The sequence below is a fragment of the Streptomyces ambofaciens ATCC 23877 genome (genome assembly GCF_001267885.1).
Lineage (GTDB): Bacteria > Actinomycetota > Actinomycetes > Streptomycetales > Streptomycetaceae > Streptomyces > Streptomyces ambofaciens.
On the sequence record NZ_CP012382.1, the window covers coordinates 238,775 to 260,100 of the forward strand.

Annotated in this window: 20 protein-coding genes and 7 pseudogenes; 12 read left to right on the forward strand and 15 right to left on the reverse strand. The window is 68.6% G+C overall.

The genetic code is table 11. The features are described from left to right. Positions 1–45 precede the first annotated feature (45 nt). Positions 46–1,097 (forward strand): annotated as a pseudogene (locus tag SAM23877_RS01130) (IS110 family transposase). Positions 1,098–1,102: 5 nt separating this feature from the next. Here SAM23877_RS01130 and SAM23877_RS01135 read toward each other — a convergent pair. Beyond that, positions 1,103–1,693, reverse strand: a complete 591-nt coding sequence (locus tag SAM23877_RS01135) for a DUF6461 domain-containing protein (protein WP_244902886.1) — start codon at positions 1,691–1,693, stop codon at positions 1,103–1,105. A gap of 82 nt (positions 1,694–1,775) precedes the next feature. Here SAM23877_RS01135 and SAM23877_RS01140 point away from each other — a divergent pair. The 4 genes and pseudogenes from SAM23877_RS01140 to SAM23877_RS01155 form a co-directional block, all read left to right on the forward strand. Beyond that, positions 1,776–2,159, forward strand: a pseudogene (locus SAM23877_RS01140) (transposase); the annotation flags it as partial. Between the two features lie 167 nt (positions 2,160–2,326). Beyond that, positions 2,327–2,563, forward strand: a complete 237-nt coding sequence (locus SAM23877_RS39565; protein ID WP_159041957.1) for a hypothetical protein — start codon at positions 2,327–2,329, stop codon at positions 2,561–2,563. Between the two features lie 296 nt (positions 2,564–2,859). Next, a complete protein-coding gene (locus SAM23877_RS01145; RefSeq protein ID WP_159041958.1) occupies positions 2,860–4,824 on the forward strand; it encodes an NACHT domain-containing protein in 1,965 nt (654 codons plus the stop codon). Between the two features lie 559 nt (positions 4,825–5,383). Beyond that, on the forward strand, positions 5,384–5,761 hold the full coding sequence (locus SAM23877_RS01155) for a hypothetical protein (protein ID WP_053126002.1): 378 nt from the start codon (positions 5,384–5,386) through the stop codon (positions 5,759–5,761). An 89-nt stretch (positions 5,762–5,850) separates the two neighbouring features. Here the strand turns inward: SAM23877_RS01155 and SAM23877_RS01160 are convergent, their stop codons facing one another. From SAM23877_RS01160 to SAM23877_RS01165, 3 genes are all read right to left on the reverse strand, one after another. Further along, entirely contained in the window at positions 5,851–6,075 is a 225-nt protein-coding gene (locus tag SAM23877_RS01160) for a hypothetical protein (protein WP_053126004.1), read from the reverse strand. A 166-nt stretch (positions 6,076–6,241) separates the two neighbouring features. Further along, complete coding sequence (locus tag SAM23877_RS41715) at positions 6,242–6,376, reverse strand: hypothetical protein (RefSeq protein WP_280518058.1); 135 nt, start codon at positions 6,374–6,376, stop codon at positions 6,242–6,244. Between the two features lie 132 nt (positions 6,377–6,508). Next, the gene (locus SAM23877_RS01165; protein WP_174532180.1) at positions 6,509–7,168 is read right to left on the reverse strand and encodes a hypothetical protein; all 660 of its coding nucleotides are present in this window, start codon (positions 7,166–7,168) and stop codon (positions 6,509–6,511) included. A 177-nt stretch (positions 7,169–7,345) separates the two neighbouring features. On the opposite strand from SAM23877_RS01165, the pseudogene SAM23877_RS01170 reads away from it, so the two are divergent. Then, a pseudogene (locus tag SAM23877_RS01170) lies at positions 7,346–7,902 on the forward strand (IS6 family transposase); the annotation flags it as partial. A gap of 315 nt (positions 7,903–8,217) precedes the next feature. Here the strand turns inward: SAM23877_RS01170 and SAM23877_RS01175 are convergent. Together SAM23877_RS01175 and SAM23877_RS39570 are read right to left on the reverse strand one after the other, a co-directional pair. Beyond that, positions 8,218–8,580 carry a hypothetical protein gene (locus SAM23877_RS01175; protein ID WP_053126007.1) on the reverse strand — a complete coding sequence of 121 codons (363 nt, stop codon included), beginning with the start codon at positions 8,578–8,580 and terminating at the stop codon, positions 8,218–8,220. A gap of 935 nt (positions 8,581–9,515) precedes the next feature. Continuing rightward, a complete protein-coding gene (locus SAM23877_RS39570) occupies positions 9,516–9,671 on the reverse strand; it encodes a hypothetical protein (protein WP_159041959.1) in 156 nt (51 codons plus the stop codon). Between the two features lie 107 nt (positions 9,672–9,778). On the opposite strand from SAM23877_RS39570, the gene SAM23877_RS42015 reads away from it, so the two are divergent. Next, positions 9,779–10,845, forward strand: a protein-coding gene (locus SAM23877_RS42015; protein WP_425314744.1) for an IS630 family transposase whose coding sequence is annotated in 2 segments (ribosomal slippage) — positions 9,779–10,222 and positions 10,225–10,845 — 1,065 coding nt in all. Because the reading frame shifts where the segments join, the coding sequence is not laid out codon by codon here. 123 nt (positions 10,846–10,968) lie between these two features. Here SAM23877_RS42015 and SAM23877_RS42020 read toward each other — a convergent pair. The 3 genes and pseudogenes from SAM23877_RS42020 to SAM23877_RS39575 form a co-directional block, all read right to left on the reverse strand. Beyond that, positions 10,969–12,053 (reverse strand): annotated as a pseudogene (locus SAM23877_RS42020) (IS630 family transposase). Between the two features lie 263 nt (positions 12,054–12,316). Further along, positions 12,317–12,583, reverse strand: coding sequence for an SH3 domain-containing protein (locus SAM23877_RS01200; RefSeq protein WP_159041961.1), 267 nt, complete (start codon positions 12,581–12,583; stop codon positions 12,317–12,319). Between the two features lie 283 nt (positions 12,584–12,866). Continuing rightward, positions 12,867–12,992, reverse strand: a pseudogene (locus tag SAM23877_RS39575) (RidA family protein); the annotation flags it as partial. Positions 12,993–13,173: 181 nt separating this feature from the next. On the opposite strand from SAM23877_RS39575, the gene SAM23877_RS01205 reads away from it, so the two are divergent. Next, complete coding sequence (locus SAM23877_RS01205; RefSeq protein ID WP_053142015.1) at positions 13,174–14,022, forward strand: SDR family oxidoreductase; 849 nt, start codon at positions 13,174–13,176, stop codon at positions 14,020–14,022. Between the two features lie 250 nt (positions 14,023–14,272). On the opposite strand, the gene SAM23877_RS01210 is transcribed toward SAM23877_RS01205, so the two are convergent. Further along, the gene (locus tag SAM23877_RS01210) at positions 14,273–15,040 is read right to left on the reverse strand and encodes an IS5/IS1182 family transposase (protein ID WP_053126018.1); all 768 of its coding nucleotides are present in this window, start codon (positions 15,038–15,040) and stop codon (positions 14,273–14,275) included. Positions 15,041–15,291: 251 nt separating this feature from the next. Here SAM23877_RS01210 and SAM23877_RS01215 point away from each other — a divergent pair, with 251 nt between their 5' ends. Next, entirely contained in the window at positions 15,292–15,759 is a 468-nt protein-coding gene (locus SAM23877_RS01215) for a MarR family winged helix-turn-helix transcriptional regulator (RefSeq protein ID WP_053126020.1), read from the forward strand. A 234-nt stretch (positions 15,760–15,993) separates the two neighbouring features. Here the strand turns inward: SAM23877_RS01215 and SAM23877_RS01220 are convergent, their stop codons facing one another. Further along, on the reverse strand, positions 15,994–16,908 hold the full coding sequence (locus SAM23877_RS01220; RefSeq protein ID WP_053126021.1) for an NmrA/HSCARG family protein: 915 nt from the start codon (positions 16,906–16,908) through the stop codon (positions 15,994–15,996). A 99-nt stretch (positions 16,909–17,007) separates the two neighbouring features. Between SAM23877_RS01220 and SAM23877_RS01225 the strand changes: the two genes are divergently transcribed. Continuing rightward, a complete protein-coding gene (locus SAM23877_RS01225) occupies positions 17,008–17,619 on the forward strand; it encodes a TetR/AcrR family transcriptional regulator (RefSeq protein ID WP_053126023.1) in 612 nt (203 codons plus the stop codon). Here SAM23877_RS01225 and SAM23877_RS42025 read toward each other — a convergent pair. The 4 genes and pseudogenes from SAM23877_RS42025 to SAM23877_RS01235 form a co-directional block, all read right to left on the reverse strand. Further along, positions 17,590–18,003, reverse strand: a complete 414-nt coding sequence (locus SAM23877_RS42025; protein ID WP_425314745.1) for a histidine kinase — start codon at positions 18,001–18,003, stop codon at positions 17,590–17,592. The genes SAM23877_RS01225 and SAM23877_RS42025 overlap by 30 nt on opposite strands. Further along, a pseudogene (locus SAM23877_RS36995) lies at positions 17,961–18,103 on the reverse strand (transposase); the annotation flags it as partial. The gene SAM23877_RS42025 and the pseudogene SAM23877_RS36995, both read right to left, overlap by 43 nt. A 136-nt stretch (positions 18,104–18,239) precedes the next feature. Next, positions 18,240–19,553, reverse strand: coding sequence for an outer membrane protein assembly factor BamB family protein (locus tag SAM23877_RS01230; RefSeq protein ID WP_079029958.1), 1,314 nt, complete (start codon positions 19,551–19,553; stop codon positions 18,240–18,242). Beyond that, positions 19,553–19,981 (reverse strand): annotated as a pseudogene (locus SAM23877_RS01235) (restriction endonuclease); the annotation flags it as partial. The pseudogene SAM23877_RS01235 and the gene SAM23877_RS01230, both read right to left, overlap by 1 nt. A gap of 467 nt (positions 19,982–20,448) precedes the next feature. Between SAM23877_RS01235 and SAM23877_RS01240 the strand changes: the two are divergent. Further along, positions 20,449–21,003 (forward strand): hypothetical protein, encoded by a 555-nt coding sequence (locus SAM23877_RS01240; RefSeq protein WP_053126028.1) that lies wholly within the window; start codon positions 20,449–20,451, stop codon positions 21,001–21,003. Between the two features lie 56 nt (positions 21,004–21,059). Next, positions 21,060–21,272, forward strand: a complete 213-nt coding sequence (locus SAM23877_RS01245) for a hypothetical protein (protein WP_053126029.1) — start codon at positions 21,060–21,062, stop codon at positions 21,270–21,272. Positions 21,273–21,326: the final 54 nt, after the last annotated feature.

Sequence of the window (21,326 nt, forward strand, 5' to 3'; positions counted from 1 at the left end):
TGCGACCAGCAGCCCGCCCCCGACCGAGAGGACGAACACAAAACAATGACCGTCACCTGCGGAATCGACTGGGCTGGTGACCACCACGATGTCGCCCTGGTTGACCACGAGGGCACCCTGTCAGCCCGGACCCGGATCACCGACGATCTCAACGGGTTGCACCAGCTCCGCGATCTCCTCAGCGCACACAGCAACACTGCCAACACCCCGATCCCCCTCGCGATCGAGACTTCCCGCGGTCTGCCCGTCGCCTGCCTCCGTGCCACCGGTCGGCTTGTCTACGCCATCAACCCGATGGCTGCCGCCCGTTACCGCGACCGCCACGCCGTCACCCGCAGAAAGCCCGATCACCTCGACGCGATCGTGCTCGCGAACATCCTGCGCACGCACCAGGCCCCTCACCGCCATCTGCCCGAAGACAGCGAACTCGCCCGCGCCATCGCCATCATGGCCCGCGCCCAACAGGACGCCGTCCGGGACCGCACCCAAGCAGGCAACAAGCTCCGCTCCCACCTGCGCGAATACTTCCCCGGCTTCCTCGCCGCCTTCCAGCACAACCACGAGGGGATCAGCAGCAGCGCCGCCCACACCGTACTGGCCGTGGCCCCCACCCCCGAACAGGCGACCAAGCTCACCCGCACCCAGCTGCGCTCACTGCTGAAAAGGGCGAGCAGGCCATGGGCCGTCAGGCCATCGCCGTTCTCAGGCAACTCGATGCCGCCTGCACCAGCGTCGATGACGTCACCCAAGCGACGGAGGAGTCTGCCGACGCAAAAGGCCTCAAGGCATTCGCCGGGGCCGCACCGGTCACCCGGGCGTCCGGCAAACACCTCGCGGTCATGGCCCGCAGGGTCAAGAACCAGCGTCTGGCCTCGGTCGGCTACGCCAGGGCCTTCGCCAGCCTGACCGCCTCACCGGGAGCCCGGGACCACTACGACAGGCGACGAGCCCACGGAGACCGCCATACCGCCGCCCAGCGCAACCTCTTCAACCGCATACTCGGATGTCTCCACCACCGCCTCACCAAGCGCACTGTCTATGACGAGAACAAGGCCATCCCGCCCTCTGGAACCCTTGCGCTGAGGACCGCCGCTTGAGGCTTTCAGTCCGGCAGCGGAAGCAGCCTGCCGCTCCAACACTCGTCGTCTACGTCGTCTGGCTGCCTCAGGCGGATGTCAAAAGCGTTCTCTACCAGTGCCAGGACGCTGTGCAGGGGCGCGACCTGGCCAGGGATGAGTCCGAGGGGCCTCATGACGTCATCAAGTCTTGCCGGGTCCCGCCCCTCCGGTTCGATCGCCTGGAGGGTGTGGAAGTCGACGATGATCTCGCCGCCTACCGCGTACTTGAACCAGTGCATCGGCTTCTCGTTGTAGTGGAGCACGACGGCCTCAGTCCCCACGGAGACGTGACTCAGGATCCTCTCATCGAGTCCGTGCACGCCGCCCTGTTCCCAGGCCCACGTCCACGAGCCATCGATGCCGCTGGTGACGACGGGTTCCTCATCGTCGAAAAGGTCGTCGCCCAAGTCATCCGACAGATGCATGGCATCGCGAAGCGCCAGAGTCTCCGGATCTACCCCCATGCGGGTAAGCAGCTCCGCAGGGGGCAGATCCCGCACGAAGGTCAGCGTAGAGAGGGGGAAATCGCCCTCTCGGAACAAGTCCAGTCCGCGGCCTGTCTCTGTACTCGTCATGCTGCGGATGCTGCCACACACCACCGACAGACTTCCCAGTCTGCCAGCCTTGACAGATCAACCGCATCGGATGTCTGTTTACCCGGTCCTGGCCTCGATGCCCGGCAACGGCGTCAGGACCGCCGCAGTCCTCCTGGCCACCGTCGGCGACGGCAGCAGCTTTCCCACCGCCGCCCACCTGGCCTCCTACGCCGGCCTCGCCCCGGCAACCCGGCAGTCCGGCACGTCGATCCACGGCGAGCACGCCCCCAGAGGCGGCAACCGGCAGCTGAAACGAGCGATGTTCCTCTCCGCGTTCGCAGCCCTCCACGACCCCGCCTCCCGCACCTACTACGACCGCTGCCGAGCCCGCGGCAAAACCCACACCCAGGCCCTCCTCCGCCCCGCCCGCCATCGCATCAGCGTCCTGTTCGCCCTGCTCCGCGACGGAACCTTCTACGAGCCGAGGAGCCCTCGACTCGCTTGACGAAGGACATAAAGGCACCCCCCGGACTGGGCGCCAGTCCTGGGCTTCGGCGCTCTGGCCGTGGCGGTCGGCGTAACGGCCCTCGTGGTGCTGCGGATCGGGCACCGAGTTGTCGGGGCGGTACAGCTGACGCTCTGCGTCTTCCTGGCACTTCACACGCTGGGGTCATGGTTCTGACCCAGATGTATTCACAGCCATCGGCGGAGCTCTGGGGCAGGGGCACAGGCGCGGAGGTTGGAGAACGCTGGCGACTCGACGACTTCATCTACAGCAGCATCGCTGCAAACGGCTCACCACAGCGCCGGCGACAAGCGGACCCGCTCAGCGAGGCAGCGGACGCGGTGCGCGCTGGTCACAGCGTCGAAGCCGGCAGCGTCACGGGGCTGCTCCTGGCGGCCGCGTGATGCTGCCCTGATCTCCGCTCAGCCTCCCCTGGTCCTGTTCACCTCTGGTGATCCGGTGCTGGTCGGTCTCTCGTTCTCATCGTGGGTTGTGGGAAGCCCTCGCGGTCGGTGCGCGGAACGGCGATAGTGGACACATGGGGGTTGGGGGACGCGGTCATCGGCGGGGCTGGCAGGTGGTGTTCGCTGTCAGCGGCGTCGCCGTGACGGGGTGCGGGGTATGGACCCTGCAGGCTCTGGTCCGTGGTGGCTTGGAGCCACAGGACACGGCGAGTGTGGTGGCTCTCACGGTCGCGGTTGTGGCTCTGGTCGTTTCGGTGGTGGGGCTGCGGCGCAGTCCGTGGGAGCCGGTGGACTCGCCGGTGCTGGCCGAGGATCTCGCAGCGTGCGTCATGGAGTTGGAGACGTTTCAGCGCAGGCAGTTGCTGGGCTCCGACCACGTGGCGATCGATGTGGAGTTCCGGATGCGCGAGCAGGCGCGGTCAGTGGTCGTGCACGGCCCTTCGGGGCCTGTGTCCGGCGGGCAGCTGGGAGAGGTTGGCTCGTTCTACCGGTTCACCCGCTACGGGCGCGCAGTGATCACGGGACCGGCCGGGGCAGGCAAGACCGTGCTGGCAGTGGAGTTGGTCCTGGCCCTGCTGGAGGACCGCAGGCCCGAAGACCCCGTGCCGGTGCGGCTAGCCCTGGCGGGCTGGGACACACACCGTGCGTTCGAGAACTGGTTGGTTGACCGGCTGGTGGAGGAGTACGACCGGCATCCAGCCGTCGCTCGGCACCTGGTGCGGCAGGGGCGCGTGCTCCCCGTCCTCGACGGGCTGGACGAGATGGACCCGACTGCCGCGTCCCTCGCCGCAGCGCCGCGCGCCCGTAGCGCACTGGAGAAACTCAACGCCCGATTCCAGGGACGCGCTCCGGCACCTGTGGTCCTCACCTGCCGCACGGATCAGTACGAGGTGCTCAGCGGCGCGGGCAAGGGTCTGCGGGACTCGGCGTGGATCGACTTGGCGCCTGTCACTGCCGATCAGGCCCGCCGTTACCTGGCCGGTCGCGCCGTGCACAGTGGTTGGCAGCCCGTGCTCGAGGAACTGGAGCAACATCCCCAAGGTCGCCTGGCCGCGGCGCTGTCGACGCCGTGGCAACTGGCGCTGGCCGCCACTGTGTACGCCGTCGGGAGGGATCCGGCACGTCTGTGCGTGCGGGCCGCCGCCGGAAGCGTACAGACTCATCTGCTGGAGGAGTTCGTGCCAGCCTCGGTGCAGCTGCACCCGAAGCGTCCCGGCCGCTATGACGCACAGGCGGTTCAGGAGTGGCTGGGGCTACTGGCACGGCACCTGCGAGCCGTGCCTCCGGCGGGCGGTCTGGGGCTGTGGCGCGGCCGACCGGCGGGCGCGGGTCTCGCCGATCCACACCCGCCGGCGGCACCGGAGCTGGACATCGTGCCGCACAGGCTGTGGCTGCTGGCCGGTCCCCGCCGGGCGCGTCTTGCACACCTGGCGCTGTGCACCGTACTCATCGCTGTGGCCGCGGTCGCGTTCGGTCTGTTGGCCTCGCTGACTCGCCCCGCACCGCCGCTCCTGTTCGTCGTCACCACGGCCGTCGTGGTGTGCCTCTGGGGACTGCCGCGGTGGAGCCAACCGTGGCCCCGGCCAAGACGGCTCAGGCCCTACCGGCGTATGCCTGCCGCGGCGTCGTGTCTGCAGGGTGCTCTGGCGACGCTGGGCACCATCGGTGCGGCCCTAGTGGCGATCATGGTCGACATGCGCCCGAATAGCTTCGCCACTGGCGCTCTGGCCGCTCTCGGTACCGGGGCGGGACTCGTCATGGTGATGAGCACGGCCTTCCTCGGCAGGGCCACCTCCCGCCCCGTTGAAGATGCGGACCGCCCGGCGAGCGATCCGTTGAGGCTGCTGCGTGGCGATCTTGCCTCGGGGCTCCTGGCTGCGGTGGTCTTCGGCCTGGTCGTAGGCACAGGAGCAGGGGTCACCATGGGGACCGCGATTGGTGTTTCGCTGGGGGCCGTGTCACTGCTCGCGGTGATCCTTGTGGCAAACGCCTGGACCCGCTACGCCGTGCTGCTGCTGTGCGCCCGGCGGGTCCTGCCCTTGAGGCTCGGAACGTTCCTGAACTGGGCCTACCAGGGCGGGCTGCTACGCATCTCGGGCAACGCCTACCAGTTCCGCCACCGCGAGCTGCAGGAGTGGCTCGCCGACCAACCCGGAGCGATCCCACACACCTCCGGGCAGGTATCGGCATCCCGGCGCTGACCGTGGTGCCGTGCGGGCGGCTGTCGGGCCGAACGGGTGTGGGTGGAGCGGTACGGACCCTAGGCGAAGGTGACGGCCGGGTCGGTCACCCGGCCGTCGGTGATGATCACAGCGACGTCGGCGCCGCGTACCTGGCGGGCCGTTCTGTTAAGAACCCGGAGGTCCGGCGTTGGCATGCGCATCAGGCCGTCATGGAGACACGGGTGCGGGACCGGGAGGTCCATACGACCCCGGCCAACGCGGCAGCACCGGCTACCGATACCGCTGCCGTCATCCGAACCCCCTGCGGCACATCCTCCACGGTTCTGCGCTCTCCAGTCTCCATGACGCATACGGTGCGCAGGCTGAGGAAATGGACGTCGTACCCCACCGCTCCCCGCAGCTTGGACCGGCACGGGTGATCGTAGGGGAACGGCGCCGAGTCCGCCCCGCCGTCCTGCGCCACGGCCACCGTCGAGATCAACCCGATAGCCCCCAAGGAGTAGGAGGCAGTGGCCACGGCTGCGCACGCAAGAGCGGCGGCAACGAGGATGCCGACTTGCCTCCGTCGTGTGCCGGGTTGGACAAGGCGACGAAGGAGAAGATCGCGGAGAGGGCGGCGGCGGCTGCTGTCGGGGATGCGCTGGGCGGCGGGGAGAAGGAATCGTCGGAGGAGCCGGACGCGAAAGCCGATGTGAAGGTCACCGGCTGTTCGAAGGACGAGTTCGGCTATCCGGTGGCGAAGCTCGAGGTCGTCAACACAACGAAGTCGAAGCAGGACATGAACGTGCAGGTGTCCTTCAATGGCTCGGACGGTACGCGTCTGGCGGAGGGTGGGACGATCGTGGCCGCGCTGGAGCCGGGGCAGAAGGCGAAGGAGGACGCGATGGGGCTGAAGGAGGTTTCGGGCAAGTTCACGTGCAAGATCAGCAACGTGGACCGCTGGGAATCCCAGTAACCGGACCGCAGTCCGCATACAGCTGCGCCCTCGCCAAACGGCGGGGGCGCTGTAGCGCGCACCGTAGCCGCACAGCTACCTCAGAAGACTCACCGCGCGCGGCGGCGACTGACCAGCCCGGTGACGGCGTCGCAGTACCGGTTGAAGGCGATGGCCAGCCACGGCATGGCGAGGAACAAGGCGGCAAGGAATCCGAGTGTGGGATGCCCAGTCGGCAGAGGTCGCGGCAGGTCCACCGTGGTGGCGTCGTCGCCATACTGGATCCAGTCATCAACGATCGCCCAGCTGGGATTGTCGAAGTCAGACTCCCCCATGCTCTCGACGTACCCCCGGCCGCTAGAGGCCAACCGACGAGATGCGGCGGACGAGATGCGGCGGACGAGGTGACGGAATGCGTGGAGTGGCGTCAGCGGGCCGTGGGGCCGCTGCGTGTCCGTCGGCGCTCGCGCCGCGCTGAGTTCCCAGTCCGGGACGCGGGACCTACTCGGGGATCTTGGGGCGTTCCTGGAAGGTGAACTCGGTGGCGAGTGCCAGAGCCCGGAGGGCTTCCTCGGTGGTGGAGGGCCCGGTGCGCTTCGGCGGTCTTGTCGTGGCCGGCGGCGAAGAACCGGCCATAGCCGACTTCCTCGTACGCGTGCCAGGTGCGGTTCTCGAAGAGCACGGCGCCGCCGTCCTCGAGGTCGGGCGTGAGCGCCCCGGGGCGTCCGCGACGCTGTCGACAGCCCGGTCCCCACGCGTGCGCCACCGTCACCATGCGAGTCGGAGCAGCAAGGACTCGCCACGGCCCCGGCGGCGGCGGACATGGCCGCGCCAGCCTGCCATTACCGCGATCAGCGTCCAGCCCACCGTGCCGGCGATCAGGCCCTCCAGCCGACCCGCGGCGTCCACATCATCTGCCTGCTCCATGGGCACAGCTCCCTCTGGATCACGCATGACGTCGAGCTGGTCACCCACCTTCGGAGCCCACACTGCGCCGTCGAAGACCAGTTTCTCCTCCATCTCATCTCCGTCTGCGGCCCGGAGGGTGAAGCGGTGGCTGTCACTGGACGTTCCGGCCGCACTGTCGGCCACGATTACGACACGTTCTCGTACACCGCGCAGTTCCAGTGCCGCCTCAGGCGCGTACTGCACGGCCCCGACGAGGACGAAGAGCGCCGGCACCGACGACAGGACCGTCAGCCACAGGGCCTGGTGGAGCAGAATCAGTGTCACGGCGAAGGCGAGACACAGCACCACCCCGACGGTGATGGGTATCCATTCCGCCCCCAACATCAGGTAGGCGAGGACGGCAGTGCAAGCGGCTGTCGCCCAGCCGAAGAAGACCACCGCGACAGTGCGCCGCACCGACTTCCACGGTGGCACCGCGTCGACACGCGGCTCCTCCGCCCCGCCCGCCAGTGCGGTCATGCTGCCGTGTATGCCACCTGGCATTTGCGCTCCTGTGCTGCTGGTTCGGCTGCCTGCTTCCTTCGGCAGGAACGCTACAGGCAGTCAGTGATCATCACGGGGCCTCACGCCTAGAGTGTGTCTCTCTGATCGTTACTGACCTTCTCGGCGTGATGTCGTTGGGGGCCATCCGCCTGCTGGTGCGTGAAGTTCGGGCAGTGGTACGCTGATTCGCTGCGCCGCCGGCCCCGGCCAGGTGACAAGTGGCACCTGGACGAGGTCTTCATCAAGATCAGCGGGGAGCAGAAGTACCTCTGGCGGGCTGTCGACCAGGACGGCATGGTGCTGGACATCCTGGTGCAGAACCAGCGGGACAAGACCGCGGCCAGACACTTCTTCCGCAGGCTCCTGAAGAAGACGTGCACGGTGCTCAGGTGATCATCACCGACAGACTCCGCTCCTACGGCGCGGCCCACCGCGAAGTCATGCCCGTCCTCGAGCACCGCTCCCACAAGGAGCTGAACAACCGGGCGGAGAACAGCCACCAGCCCACAAGGCAGCGTGGACGGGCGATGAAGGGCTTCCGCTCCGCTGGAGGGGCACAGCGGATACTGTCCGCGTTCAGCGGCATCTCACCCCACTTCCGGCTCCGCCGCCATCTGATGCCCGCACACGACTACCGAGCCGAAATGACCATCCGTTTCGCCATCTGGGAGCAGGTCCCAGGCACCGCCGGTCTGTCCACCACGGACTGAGCACAGGCCCCACCACGCCCCGAGAGACCGTCAGACACCCACACACCCAACAATGACAGCGCCCAGAAGACAGATCGCGAAAGCGAAGGAGCTACACGCCTCGGACGCCGCGGAAATCCGGCAGCTGAAAGCGGATGTCGAAGCACTCGTCGGAGCCTCCCGCCGCTCTCGCTGGCCAACCGCCACCTCCGCAGACTCAGCCAACCAGACGCGCAGGTACGTACCCTGCCGACGCAGCCGAGGCCAATGCCTCTGCACGAGTAGCAGACCCGACCACCCCCTCCGCCGCCCGCGAACCTCATCCGAGATGATGAGTCAGTTGGCGTCGTGGCGGGGGACATCGACACCGACGGCTGTGAACGGGGCGGTGAGCAGGGCGTATTGCTCGGCTGAGAGCGTGCCGGGTTTCCATACAGCCCTGGCGGCGACCACGCAGACGGACTTGGCGTCCGAGTGGAGCCCCGCGCGGTACAAGTTGAGTTCCTCACTACGCGGAAGCAGTGCCGACCTTACTGTGTGGTCGAGTTCGGAGTTCTCCGAGGCGGAGAGCCTGAGGGCACGGCTTGCCTCGCGGCCCCCCTGCCGACGCAGACCGACGGCGTGGTCGAACGCGGCGGCTAGCGTCTCGGGCGGCAGCACCGCGATGGTTGCTATGAGCCGAGCCGTGGTGGCATCCAAGTCAAGCTCCTTCTTCAGTATGCGGAAGGTTGAGGGCGGGGCCGAGCAGGTGGCATCGCCAGGCAGTCTGCCTTGCCCGCGTGAGAAGGTACGTTTCGGGTTGAACAAATGGGAGTGCGACATGGATGTCCATCGCCTGACACGCATAGCCGCCGCGCTCTTCGAGAACCTCGGCACTACTGGCGCGTTCACGGTACGGGAGCTGCCCGACGGATTCGGGATCTGTGTCTGGCCGACCGGCGTTCGGGGTGGAGGAAGCATCTTCGTGGGATGCGACGAGTCGGTTCTGTTCGTGGGGTCTGCGATGGGTTTCGATGCCGGTCTTGCGGCTTTCCGCCAGGGCAGGCGCACTCCTGTCGAACGTTTCGGAGGTGAGCCTGACGAGGCCACTGCACAGAGGCCAGGTGCGTAGCGGGCATGCGGTCCCGTGCGCGACCTCCACGAGCGGACGAAAGACGTGCCCTCGTGCCGGCGGCGATGACCGTGGCATCATAGAATCCGTGGGCGGCGCGATCACCGGCTCTCGAGTCGCACCCGGCCCGCTGTTGTCGGATCGCTTCCACATCCCGGACCCGGACGGACGTAACGCAGCGGCGCGAGATCAGATCGCCCGAGGCGGGCGGTGCGGCGGTCGCCAGGAGGTACGAACGTGGGGTGCCCCCGGAGCCGAACCTGCGTGGAGCCCTCCAGCCCGGCCCGCGCTATCAGCCGATGTGCAGGGCATTCGCCCAGGCACCGGCACAGGCACGGAAGGTGTGAGGAAGCAGGTCAAGAGTGGGTTCCCGATCTCCGTCACCACTCTGCTTGAACGGCGCCACCCCTTTCGGAATCAGGACCACCTGGTAAGGACCAGCCGAACTCCACGCTGATGACGGACTCGAGTCCGACCTGCCGTGCACCTCTCAGGCGCGGCCGATGCAACGCGTCGAGGCCCGCTACTCGTACTCGGCCTCGACGATCCGGACGTCCTCGGCGATCGGGTCCTCCATGATCCTGGCCCGGTAGCGTTCGGCGCCGACGAGATCGTAGGTGCCGTACGACGCCATCGAGCTGCCCTCATAGGTCCACTCCACGCGGTACCGCTCCGCCACCCGGCTTCCCTCCCACTCGCTCCAGTTGCCTGAGCGCTCTTACTGAGGTTGAACTCGTGGTGTCGTAGGTGCTGACGGCTCGTGGTCGGCTGCGGTATCACCGGGGCATGCGGTATCCACAAGGGGGCGGGCTGACCCCCGAACGACAGCATTCTCGCGAGGAGTTACGGCTCCAGGCGGCCGAGGGGTTCGCCCGGGGTAAGGCGAGTTCGGTGATCGCCAAGGACCTGCGGGTCAGTGTCCGGTCGGTGCAGCGATGGCGGCGGACGTGGGACGAGGGCGGTCCGCGGGCTCTGAGGTCGCAGGGACCCGCGTCGTTGCCGAGGCTGAGTGAGAAGCAGTTCGCGCAGTTGGAAGCGGAGCTGGCCAGGGGGCCGGCCGCGCACGGCTGGGAGGACCAGCGCTGGACCCTGAGCCGTGTGAAGACCGTGATCGGCCGGCGCTTCCACCTGACCTACACGATCCAGGGCGTGCGCAAGCTCCTGATCCGCAACGGCTGGTCCTGCCAGGTCCCGGCCCGACGCGCCATGGAGCGCAACGACGACGCGGTTGCCGGGTGGGTCAAGGAGGTGTGGCCCTGCGCGGAAGACTCGCGGCGGCCCGTGGAGCCTGGCTCGTGTTCGAGGACGAAGCCGGATTCTCCATGACGCCGCCGCAGGCGAAGACCTGGTCACAGCGCGGACGGACCCCTGTGGTGCGGGTCCGCGGCCGCTCCCGCAGGCGGATATCCATCGCCGCGCTGACCTGCTACAAACCCGGCCACCGCTCGAGGCTGATCTACCGGCCGCGCCGGGACGAGGGGCAGCGCGACGGACGCAAGAGCTTCTCCTGGCGCGACTACCGGGACCTGCTGACCGCCGCCCACCAGCAACTCGGCGGCCCGATCGTCCTCGTCTGGGACAACCTCAACGTCCACAAAGCCGCCGACCTGCGGGAATGGGCGGAAGCCCGGGACTGGTTGACCATCTACTACCTGCCGCCCTACGCACCCGACCTCAACCCCGTTGAAGGGATCTGGTCCCTCCTGCGACGCGGCTGGCTCTCCAACGTCGCCTTCTCCACTCCCGAACACCTTGTCCAGCGCATCCGACACGGACTGCGGCACATCCAGTACCGCAGCCACCTCATAGACGGCTGCCTCGCCGAGACCGGCCTGACCATCAGACCCGCCTGACCCGGCGCGACATCACGAGTTCAACCTCAGTAGACCCGACCGTACCCGCCCGCCCGCCCGCCGTTTGCACCACACAACACGACGTACGTTCCGCAGCAGGTGCCACAGCCGCCCACTTGCTTGCTACTGACGTTGTCGGCGTGGTGTCGTCAAGGTGAGTCCGGTTTCGGCGAGGCATCCGATGATGAGGTTGCTGCGGTACTGGATCTGGCGGAGACCGTGTCGAAGCGCGCTCATGAGGTGATCGGGATCGGTGAAGGCGGTGTTGGCCTGGCTGCTGCGTCACAGCAGGGACCAGATGCCCTCGACGGGGTTGAGGTCTGGTGCGTAGACCGGCAGGAAGTAGCAGGTGATCCAGTCGTGGGTGTCAACGAACTCCCCTAGCCGGCGGTCCTTGTGAAAGTTGAGGTTGTCCCACACGAGCACAATGGGTGCGCCGAGCTGCTGGTGCGCGGCGATGAGCAGGTCGCGGTAGTCGGCCCAGGTGAAACTGCGTCTGCCGCCCCGCTTGTGATCGACGTGCCGCTTGGGCCGGTAGATCAGCCGTGAGCGTTCGCCTTGCTTGTAGCAGGCCAGAGCTGCGATGGAGAAGCGGCGCTGAGAGCGTCCCCGGACCCGGATGAGGGGTGTGTGTCCGCGCCTGGCCCAGGTGCGGCTGGTGGGCGGCGTCATCGAGAAGCCGGCTTCATCTTCGAAGCACAGCCAGGCGTCGAGCGCCGCCACGGACCTTCCACCTGCGACCAGGTCTCCTTCACCCAGCCCGCCACGGCCTCCTCGTCGCGCTCGACCGCTCGGCGGGCCGGGACCTGGTGGCTGAAACCATGCCGGTGCAGCATCTGCGCGATCGCCGACAGCGTCATGCTCTTGTGGAACCTGCGCCCGATCAACGTCTTGATGCGCGCCAGCGTCCACGTCTGGTCCGGCCATCCGTGCGCGACGGGACCCTTGGCGAGCTCCTGCTCGAGCACGGTGAACAGGGCCTCACTCAGCTTGGGCCGTGACACCGGCCCGGCAGACCGCAGCCCCTCGGTGCCGGCGTCGTGCCAGCCCCGGCGCCAGCGCCGCACCGAGCGCACACTCACCCGTAAGTCCTTGGCGACCTCGGCGTTGGAGGCACCGGCAGCGAATCGCTCCGCGGCCTCCAGCCGGATCCGCTCGCGAAATGCCTGCCGTTCAGGCGTCAACCCACCACCTTGCGGATATCTCACACAACCGGCATACCGCGACAATCACGCATCGTCAGCCCCCAACGACATCACGCCGAAAAGAGCAGGAGCCTCGGGTCTGGCTCCCGGTCTCGCCCCCCCAGGGACACCTGCTCAGGGGGTCGTGCATGACCGGCCCCCGGTCTATGCCAGCGCCTGTCCTTCATCACTGAATGGCCCCTCTGCCGAGGTCAATTGAGGCCTCAGCAGCAATGTGCAGTGGTCAAAAGGCTGCCGCCGAGAAGACTTTGGATCGGTGTGTGGGGCTACATGTCGAGGTAGGCCCAGTGGATCCAGACGTTCGACGGACCGCCCCACAAGGTGCCCTTGAACCAGTCGCCGCTCAGCTCCGCCACGTCGAAGCCCTGGCCCCGATGGACCTGGCCGAGCGACGGGTAGTTGGTACCGGGCCCGCTGCGGAAGTTGACGTTGTTCTCCGTCACGAAGCAGGTGTGCCGCTCGAAGCAGATGTTCTGGACCCGAGCCGGGCCCTCAACCGTGCCTGGGATGGAGGCCGAGGCAGTGGAGGACATCCCCGCGAGAGGGACAAGAATCCCCAGGGTGATTCCCACCGCGCTGGTCCGGCGTGACACGTGGCGCATCTCAGTACCCCGTTCCTGTGACGATGACGGCTCCGCAACGGACCGCGGAGACCGCTGACCACCTCACGGTAGGCAGCACCACCCCACGTCAGGCTCGGTATTCGACCAGAATCGAATCCGCGGCTCGACTGGTCCCGGGCCCGACCCGTCCGGACCGGCCCGGGCCCGGGCCGGTACCGGAGCTTCGCCCCTCGGTGGCTACGACCCGCACGGATCAGTCGAGCAGCGCCGTTGCCTCGACCTCGACAAGGACGTCCGGCTCCAAGAGGTACTCGACACCGATGAGGGAGGACGGCGGCATGGGGAAGCGGAGACCGATGTCGTCGGCGACCGCCGCCACCAGAACGCTCGGCGGCTCCGGGGCGCAGGTCCCTGCCCGCCGTCGAACGCCCCCGGCGTGCACCGGAGCGCCCCCGCGTGAGGAGATGACCGCCGGCGCTCCTGCGCCGACCATGGGAGTGGGCCGGGCCGGGACCGGCGCCACGGAGGCGAGGGCCGTCGAGAGCGTGCGGGAGGCAGCGATGGGGCGACGTTGGCTGGTGACGGGGTGCTCCTCGGGACTGGGCCGGGCGCTGGCCGAGGCGGCGGCGCGGGAGGGGCACGAAGTGGCGGTCACCGCGCGCGACACCGCCGCCCTGGACGACCTGGCCGCTGCCTGGCCCGGACGGATCGTCCCCCTCCCGCTGGAACTGCGCGACGCCGCCCAGTGCGAGGAGGCCGTCCGCACCGCCGCCGACCGTCTGGGCCGGGTCGACGTCCTCGTGAACAACGCGGGCGCCGGCCTGTTCGGCGCAGTCGAGGAAGTCTCCGACGCCGAGCTGCGCGACCAGCTGGAGACCCTGGTCGTGGGCCCCTGGCGACTGGTCCGCCTGGTCCTGCCGCTGATGCGCGCCCAGGGATTCGGGCACATCGTCAACGTCTCCTCCCTGGCGGGCCGGATGGCGTTCCCCGGGCTGGGCGCGTACGTCGCCGGGAAGTACGCCCTGGAGGGTATGAGCCAGGCGCTGGCCGCGGAGGTAGGCGGCCAGGGCGTGCGAGTCACCGTGGTGGAGCCCGGCGGTTTCGCCACCCGTTACGGGACGTCCCTCGCCGAGTCGGGCCGCCGGCTGCCTGAGTACGCCGCGGTCACCGCCGAAACCCTGGACGCGGTGCGCGGCATGGCGGGCGACCCCGCCACCGGACGGCCCCAGGACTTCGCCGCCCGGATCCTCGCCCTCGTCGCCGCCGACGTGCCCACCCCGTTGCGCGTCCCGGTGGGCGATGACGCCTACACCTGCCTGGAGATTGCCGAGCAGGCCGCCCGCGAGGAACTCGCCGCCGCCCGCGCCCTGGTCGGGGGACTGTCTCCACTGCCGTCCGCCACGCCGTAGGAGCCGCGCCGCGCACCGCCGACCACGTGACAGGGGGGTGTGACGGGAGCCGTCGCCCGCCCGGTCGCGGTCGGGGTTGCACAGCACGGTGAACGCGTCGTGGTGGCAGGTCAGAAATCACGCGGGGTCCTCGTAGACCTGGAGGCAGGGGTTGCGACCAGCGCGCGCAGTTCGCGTTCGCCTAAGGCTTGTCCCGTAACTGATCTTGGACCTGGCGAGGGCAAGGTCGGCTGCGGTGCCGCCCGTTGGCCTATCCGGTGAGGGCGAGGTTGTGCAGCCGGGCGATGCCGAGGATGGCGTGGTGGACGCCGTCGCCTTTGAGTCGGCAGTCGCGCAGGATCTTCCAGTCCTTCATGCGGGCGAAGGTGTGCTCGACGCGGGCCCTGACCTGCTTGTGCGAGCGGTTGTGCTCCTCCTTCCAATCCGGGAGTTCTTGGTCCTTGCGACGGCGGTGCGGGACGACCAGCCCGGTGCCCTGGTAGCCGCCGTCGGCGATGGTCATCGTCTTGCCGACGGCGGCTTTGGCCCCGGATTCTCCCCAGCCCCGGGAGTCGTGCCGGTTCCCCGGCAGGGGCCGGCCGACTACGACGACCAGACGGGTGTCGGCATCGATAACCACCTGATGGGCCGTTGAGTAGCGGTAGTTTTTCGATTGCTCGGCGATCGTGTGGTCGCGGGTGGGCATCAGGGTGCCGTCGACGATGAGCACGGTGTCCTTGCGGAACCGCTTCCGTGGCTGAAGTGCGAGCAGCGGTCCGAGGTGGTCGATGATCCGGTCTGCAGCCGACTTGGAGACACCGAACAGCGGGGCAATCTGGCGCATCGTCAAGTTCGTGCGCCAGTACACAACGACCAGCAGGATCCGGTCCTCCAGAGACAGGCCCCACGGTCGGCCGCGATGTCCGTCGGCCCCGACCTTGCGGCGCACGGTAGTCACCAACTTGCCGAAACAGCGGGGGCTCAGCCCGGCAAACGGGGCTATCCAGGACGGTTCCGATGCCGTGATCACGCCAGCCATCGCAAGATCATCCCACCCGCGACCAGGCGCTACAGGAAGCAAGCCTCGGGCGGCCCCTGATCGGTCCGTGACGGGGGACGATGCCTCAAGTACCCCGTAGTTGCCGACCAGAGGCAGGGTTCCTCCCTCCCGCGACCACAGTCGCCCGGAAGATCACCTGCTTGCCCTCAACCGAACTTGAGGTCATACGGTCTCCCCATGACCTGCACGGTGTGCGGGCTCCACACTGAAGTACATGGAGGGGATATCCCATGACGACACAGCAGGTCTCCGACGCCGAACTCGCCGGACAGCCCGCCGCGTACTGGACCGGCGTCGCCTACGAGGCGCTCATCGCGTACACCCGCGCCCGGCAGGCCGAAAAGGGGTACACCCAGCCCCAGTTCTGGCTGCTGCGCAACCTGTCGGTGAACGACATCTCGCCCGACGGTGAGGGGATGACCCTGCCCGAGCTGCGGAAGGCAATGACCTCCTACATCCGTCCCGAGGACGACCTGACGGCGGAAGCAGAGGGGCTCCTTGAACGCGGCTGGCTGACCCAGGACGCCGAGGGCCGGCTGTGGCTCACCCCGGAAGGGGAACAGGCCCGCGTCGATCTGGCCCGCAACGCCCCCGCGATCCGCGCCGCCCTCCATGAGGGCATCGACGACGCCGACTACGTCACCACGGTGAAGGTGCTCCAGCAGCTGATCCGGAACGCGGGTGGGGCGGTCGCCTGATGGACCGCAAGCCCGGGGCAAGGCGCCCCGGGCCGGTACTCAAACCGATCTTTGCGGGACAGCCCTTAGTGGTCGGTCGTCACCGTCTCCGGAGTGAAGAACGGCAGGCCGGCCAACGGGTGCCCGGCGAATTCGGCAACCATTGCGGCGGGGATGCCGGCGCAGGGCCACTCCAACTTCTCGCCCCATTCCGTCCCAGCGGGCGCTGCCGAGCGTCACAGCGCCGGATACGCCCTAGCCGGACACGGGTGTCAGCTGCTCTTCCGCCCACTCGGCGAAGGTGGTGACCGGGATGCCCAACTCCCGGGCAAACTCGGGCCGGGCAGGCTGGAGGACCGCGTTGTTCCACTCGTGTCCGGCTCCCCACGTCGGCATACCCGCGTCGAGGGCCTCTTCCAGACTCATGGAGGGCGCGGTCACGCGCACGCCCCAGGCGGCGGACAAAGTCTGCGCGATCTGCTCCATCGTGCGCAGGTCACCGGCCAGTTCCAGTTCCATTTGGTGGAACCGGTCAGGGTCCTGAAGAGCGTGCGCCGCAGCCGTGCCGATGTCCCGCACGGCCACCAGGGCCAGTTCGGTCTCCGGCTTCAGTACCGTCAGCAGTCCGCCACGCGGCCCCTTGGGTGCCGGCAGGGGCAGGTTCTCCATAAAGAAGGCGGGTTTGATCACCGTCCAGCGGGCAAAGCCCGCACCCCGCACCTTCTCCATGATCGCCTGCTTGGTGTGGAAGTAGTCCGCCATCGCCGCCCAGCGGCCCTCGGCCCAGCCGGCGACCCGGGTGTGCTCACCGACTCCACTGGTCGAGGACTGCACGAACTGCCGTACTCCCTCAGCCTTCGCCGCGTCCACCAGGTTGGCGGCCTGGGCGAGCTCGCCCGCGAAGTCCACACTGGTCTCGGTCATGGGCGGCGTCTGCACCGAGAACACCGCGCGGACTCCCTCGACCGCTGGGCCGAGGGAGGCCCGGTCGGAGAGATCCGCCCTCACCAGTTCGGCGCCCAGCGCCTCGATCGCTTGGGCGGACTTCGACCGCGGATCGCGTACGAGTGCACGTACGGGCACCTCGGCGGCCAGGAGTGCGCGGGCCGTGGCCCCGCCTTGCTGGCCGGTGGCTCCGGTGACCAGGACGGTATCGCTGTTGATGGGCATGGTTACTGCTCCTCACGGACCGGAGAAGAAAACGGCGGGGCCCGCCGTTTACCTGCCGCTAAGATATGGCGGGGCCCGCCGTTTAGCAATGAGGAGATCATGACCGGTCAGCGCTCGGACGCCCGACGCAACTACCAGCGCATCCTCGCCGTCGCCGAAGCCGAGGTCGCCGCGCACGGCGCCGAGGCATCCCAGGAGCAGATCGCCCGCACCGCAGGCGTCGGTTCGGCGACCGTGCGCCGTCACTTCCCCACCCGCCGTGCCCTGCTCGAAGCCGTCTTCCAGGAGCGCATCGAGGACCTGTGCGAGCGCGCCCATCGGCTGAGTGCGACCGAGGACGGCCGCACCGCCCTCCTGGAGTGGCTCCACGCCCTCGTCCACTACGCCGTTTCAGCCCGCGGATTCGCCAACACCCTCAGCTACGAGCCTCTCACCGAGGAATCTTCCCCGCACTCCTGTGGCAACAGAATCGCAGCGGCCGGAACTCCCCTGCTCCAGCGGGCCATTCGCGACAAGGCGGTTGCACCGCACGTCACCTTTCACGACCTGCTGACCCTCGCCGTCGGCATCGCCCTGGCCACCGAGCACCACAAGGACCCCGAGGTCCAGGCCGACCGCCTCTTCCGCCTCACCGTGGAAGGGCTCAGCCCTGAGCACGGCACCGCTGAGGTATCCGAGAACTCAGGGTCTTCGGTACTGGGAGGCGGTTAAGGATGTCCCTGCTGAAGGGGGCCTCTCCGTTGGCGATCCGGCGTACGGCGTCCAGGAGCTCGCCTGGTGGGGTGTCCTTGACGAGGAAACCGCAGGCTCCGGCCGCGAGCACCGGATACGTGCGACACCAACGCGCAGCACCATGGAGGTGACGTGGTGGGCCACGCGGTCGTGCAACTCGCGTGCGATGGTGGTGCGCTCCGCTGCCCGGGCGGCCAGCAGCTGGCGTTCGGCACGAAGTTCCTGCTGCTCCGTCCGCTGACGGGCGTGCACCGCGGCTCGCGGGTCACGCGCACGTACGCGCCCAGGAGCAGTGGCAAGCCTGCGACGATGCCCATCTTCACCGTCTCCCAGGGCCCGAGACGTTCCGGCAGATCCCGCCACGGCACCCCGTCCGCACCCGGTAGAGCACTCCGCTGATCACCCGACGGTGATCGCTCCACCGACCTCCCCGCGCACCACCAGGAGGTAAGAACGACTCCAGCCGAGCCCATGTCGCGGAGGACGTGTCCGCGGCCTCCCGGACGACGCGGGGGCCCGTCCCACGTCACGCTGGAGGGACTGGACGGCTGAGCGCGCGTGCGGGTGCGACGGTCCGCCACACCCGCACGCGCGCCGGTTCAGCTCCTGACCCGGTAGGCCGTCACCGCGTTGTCCTCCTCCGCGGGGGCGATGCCGACGTATCCGTCGCTGACGTACGGCGCGATCCCCGGCTGCGTCTCCGCGTCCTCACCGGTGGTGGCGTCCACGACCACCGGGCCGTTCTCGGCGGTGGTGCCGTAGACGAGGCCCTCACGCACCAGGGTCACCTCGGGGGCGGCGCGGGTCCCGGCTTCGTCGGGCAGTGCCCACCGCTGCTCACCGGTCGCCGCGTCGTAGGCGGCGACCCGGTCGGCGTCCGTGCAGACGGTGGTCGAAAGGCCGTCGTAGGCACACGTGCCGTCCGCCGCCGTGTCCTCGGGGAACTGTCGTAGCTGGTCGCCGGAGACAGCGTCGACCAGGACGGCACCGTCGTCCGGGGTGTCGGCCACGTAACCCTTCACCAGGACGGTCCTGGGACCCGCCGCGGAGAGCCTCTCGGCGGCCACGCCGGGCAGGAGCCACCTCTGCTCGCCGGTGGCCGGGTCGATGCCCACCACCTCCCGGTCCGAGCCGCCCTTCTCCGTGCGCAGCCCCACGACGGTGCCGCCCACCAGGACGGCACCCTCCTGGAAGTCGCCCGGTGCCGCCCACACCTTGCGGCGGCTGTCGAGATCGACGCCGAAGAGCTGCCCATGGCCCATGACCACGACGACGCGGCCGCTGTGCCCGACGACCTCGCTCTGCCCCTCCTCCACGGAGTAGTGGCCTTCGGCCAGCGGAATCTCCACCGACCACGCCTTGGTGCCCTGCGAGGTGTCCGCGGCCATCAGTTCCAGGGCGTCGTGCCCCTTCGTCGTGCCCGATCCCGGCACCCGCCCGACGAGCGCGGCCAGCGCCAGCGTCTTGCCGCCGTACTCCGTGACGACCGGCCTGCGGGCGGTGTTGCCGCCCACGACCGGCCCGAGGTCGTCGAGCCTGGAGAGCGGTTCACGCTCGGGTGTGATCAGTACCGGGTCGCTGCGGAAGTACCCGCCCGCGATCTCCAGCCCGTCCGGTCTCGCTATGTACGCGACGCCCTTGTGCAGGGCGATGGGCAACGGGTGCTGCACGCCGGCGATCGCGACGTTGCCCGCCCCCGCCGACTCGGGAAGGACGATGGCCTCGCCCGTCGAGAAGCGCTTCGGCGCCTTGACGGCGCGCATCTCCTCGGAGGGGGTGGCGGAAGGCCCGGCCCCGGTCTCACCCTCCGCCCCCGCATCCTTCGAGCCCGCACCACCGGACGCTCCGCACCCGGCCAGCGCGAGCACCGCCATCATCGCGGCGGCACTCCTTATGGCCACTGCGCGCTTCATCAAGTTCCCCCTTCGCCGATCATGACGGTGGTGAGGATAGCCAACGGGCGGGCACCGCACCGAGCCTCGCCGGAAACGGCCGGCCCGGCCAGGGCCTGGCGGTCGACGTCGTGCAGCCGCTGCTGCCTGGCGACGGTGACGGCGGGGTCGTTCACCCGACCGTTGGTGGTGATCACTGCGACGTCGGCGCCGTGTACCTGGCGGGCGGTTGCCGTTGAGGACCTGGAGGTCCGGCGTGCCCACCGGTGAGCCCTGGGCGCCGTTGCGGCGGTACTTGTGCTGGATGACCCAGCGCCGCCCGTGGGGGTCGATGGCTTTCACGTCGGCGCCCAGCCCAGGTCGCCACGGCTGCCGACCCGCTGGGCGTCTCGGCAGCCGTCGCGCTGCATGAGTTCTCGTACGGCGTCCTCGAATCGGGTGTGGTGCAGGGTCCAGCGCCGGCAGGCCGCACCCGCACCCGCACCCGCACCCGCACCGATGAACCTCTCGGGCACGAACGCCGAAGACCTCGCGCTGTACCGGTAGGAGTTCTGTGGCCGTCTGCCGGAGGCGAGTACGTTCAGGCCGGCACGCCCTTGCTGCCCGTCTGGGCGCGTGCTGAGGGGTCCGTGGCGGTGGCGGTGGCGTCTGTCATCGCTGGCTCGGAAGCTCCGAGGGGCGGACGGTTTGCGCGCTGGCTTCACCCGCCGTGTGTACGGCGCGTAGGGGGTACGCGGACACGCACTATGGTTCACATCCCCTCGATCGGGCTATGGCCCTGTGTCATGCCGGCGCGGAATGCTCACTTCTCGGACACGGGCTGTTGGCGCCAAGCGGAGCCGCTTGCAGGCTGCAGCCAGTGCCCTTCCCTCTTCGCCCATGCAGGGGCGGCACCCTTCTCGGCTCAGGAGTGAACATGAGAATCGACCGCCTCGTGATAGCAGTTTTCACCGCCGTGGCGACATCCATCGCCGTGGCCCCAGCGCAGGGGGCCGAAGCTACGCAGGCTGCCCTCGCCGCGGTCAACTGCACCGGCACGTCCTCGGTCACCTACTCACCGGCGATCACCCCACAGCCGACAACGGTCACCGCCACCTCGAGCCAGGACTACCTGGCATGCGTCGTCCTGGATGGAGGAAGCATCACCTTCGCCGAGGATTCCACGACCGTTACCTCCCTCACCCGTTCCTGTGCCACCCTGCTGGGAACCACGCCGAACCGGCAGCAGTCCGTCGAGTGGAACACCGGCCAGATCTCACAGGCCCAGGTCGACGTCACCACCACCCAGGTCCAGTCAGCGCTCGTCGTGACCAGCATCGGAACCGTGATCTCCGGTCCCTTCACCGGACTGAACTACAAGCGTGTGTCCACCTACGCCAATGTCGACGCCCTCCTCTCGTGCCAGAGCCCTCAAGGGTTGTCCCAACTCGGCCCCGAGGTCTCGAACCTGACCATCACGCCTCTCATCTAGGCGGCGCGGCGGGAGCGGCGCCTGACGCTGCTACGGGCTGGAGGCCGGCCGCCGCCGTGTCGGCGAACTTCAACACCAACGTGGTGGGCCTGGTGGGCGTGGTGCTGGAGGTAATCATCATCGGTACCGTCCCGTCCGGGCTGTTCCAGGGCGATGCCGTGGTACTGAAACAGACCGGTCCCGCGGCCCAGGTTCTGCAATGCACCTTGGGCCTGGACACGGTCTCCAGCGTCTACAGCACAGTGACCCTGGAGATCACTTCGCTCTGACGGCTCTGTCGCCGTGCACCACCGGATCGGACCCGCCGGAGGCGCTGGCTCGGG

Bases quoted from the DNA above. Each gene is read 5' to 3' on its own strand.
- SAM23877_RS01135 (WP_244902886.1), bottom strand. From the start codon at position 1,693: ATGACGAGTACAGAGACAGGCCGCGGACTGGACTTGTTCCGAGAGGGC.
- SAM23877_RS39565 (WP_159041957.1), top strand. From the start codon at position 2,327: ATGGTTCTGACCCAGATGTATTCACAGCCATCGGCGGAGCTCTGGGGC.
- SAM23877_RS01160 (WP_053126004.1), bottom strand. From the start codon at position 6,075: ATGGGGGAGTCTGACTTCGACAATCCCAGCTGGGCGATCGTTGATGAC.
- SAM23877_RS41715 (WP_280518058.1), bottom strand. From the start codon at position 6,376: ATGGCCGGTTCTTCGCCGCCGGCCACGACAAGACCGCCGAAGCGCACC.
- SAM23877_RS01165 (WP_174532180.1), bottom strand. From the start codon at position 7,168: ATGACCGCACTGGCGGGCGGGGCGGAGGAGCCGCGTGTCGACGCGGTG.
- SAM23877_RS01200 (WP_159041961.1), bottom strand. From the start codon at position 12,583: ATGTCCTCCACTGCCTCGGCCTCCATCCCAGGCACGGTTGAGGGCCCG.
- SAM23877_RS01205 (WP_053142015.1), top strand. From the start codon at position 13,174: ATGGGGCGACGTTGGCTGGTGACGGGGTGCTCCTCGGGACTGGGCCGG.
- SAM23877_RS01210 (WP_053126018.1), bottom strand. From the start codon at position 15,040: ATGGCTGGCGTGATCACGGCATCGGAACCGTCCTGGATAGCCCCGTTT.
- SAM23877_RS01215 (WP_053126020.1), top strand. From the start codon at position 15,292: ATGACGACACAGCAGGTCTCCGACGCCGAACTCGCCGGACAGCCCGCC.
- SAM23877_RS01220 (WP_053126021.1), bottom strand. From the start codon at position 16,908: ATGCCCATCAACAGCGATACCGTCCTGGTCACCGGAGCCACCGGCCAG.
- SAM23877_RS01225 (WP_053126023.1), top strand. From the start codon at position 17,008: ATGACCGGTCAGCGCTCGGACGCCCGACGCAACTACCAGCGCATCCTC.
- SAM23877_RS01230 (WP_079029958.1), bottom strand. From the start codon at position 19,553: ATGAAGCGCGCAGTGGCCATAAGGAGTGCCGCCGCGATGATGGCGGTG.
- SAM23877_RS01240 (WP_053126028.1), top strand. From the start codon at position 20,449: ATGAGAATCGACCGCCTCGTGATAGCAGTTTTCACCGCCGTGGCGACA.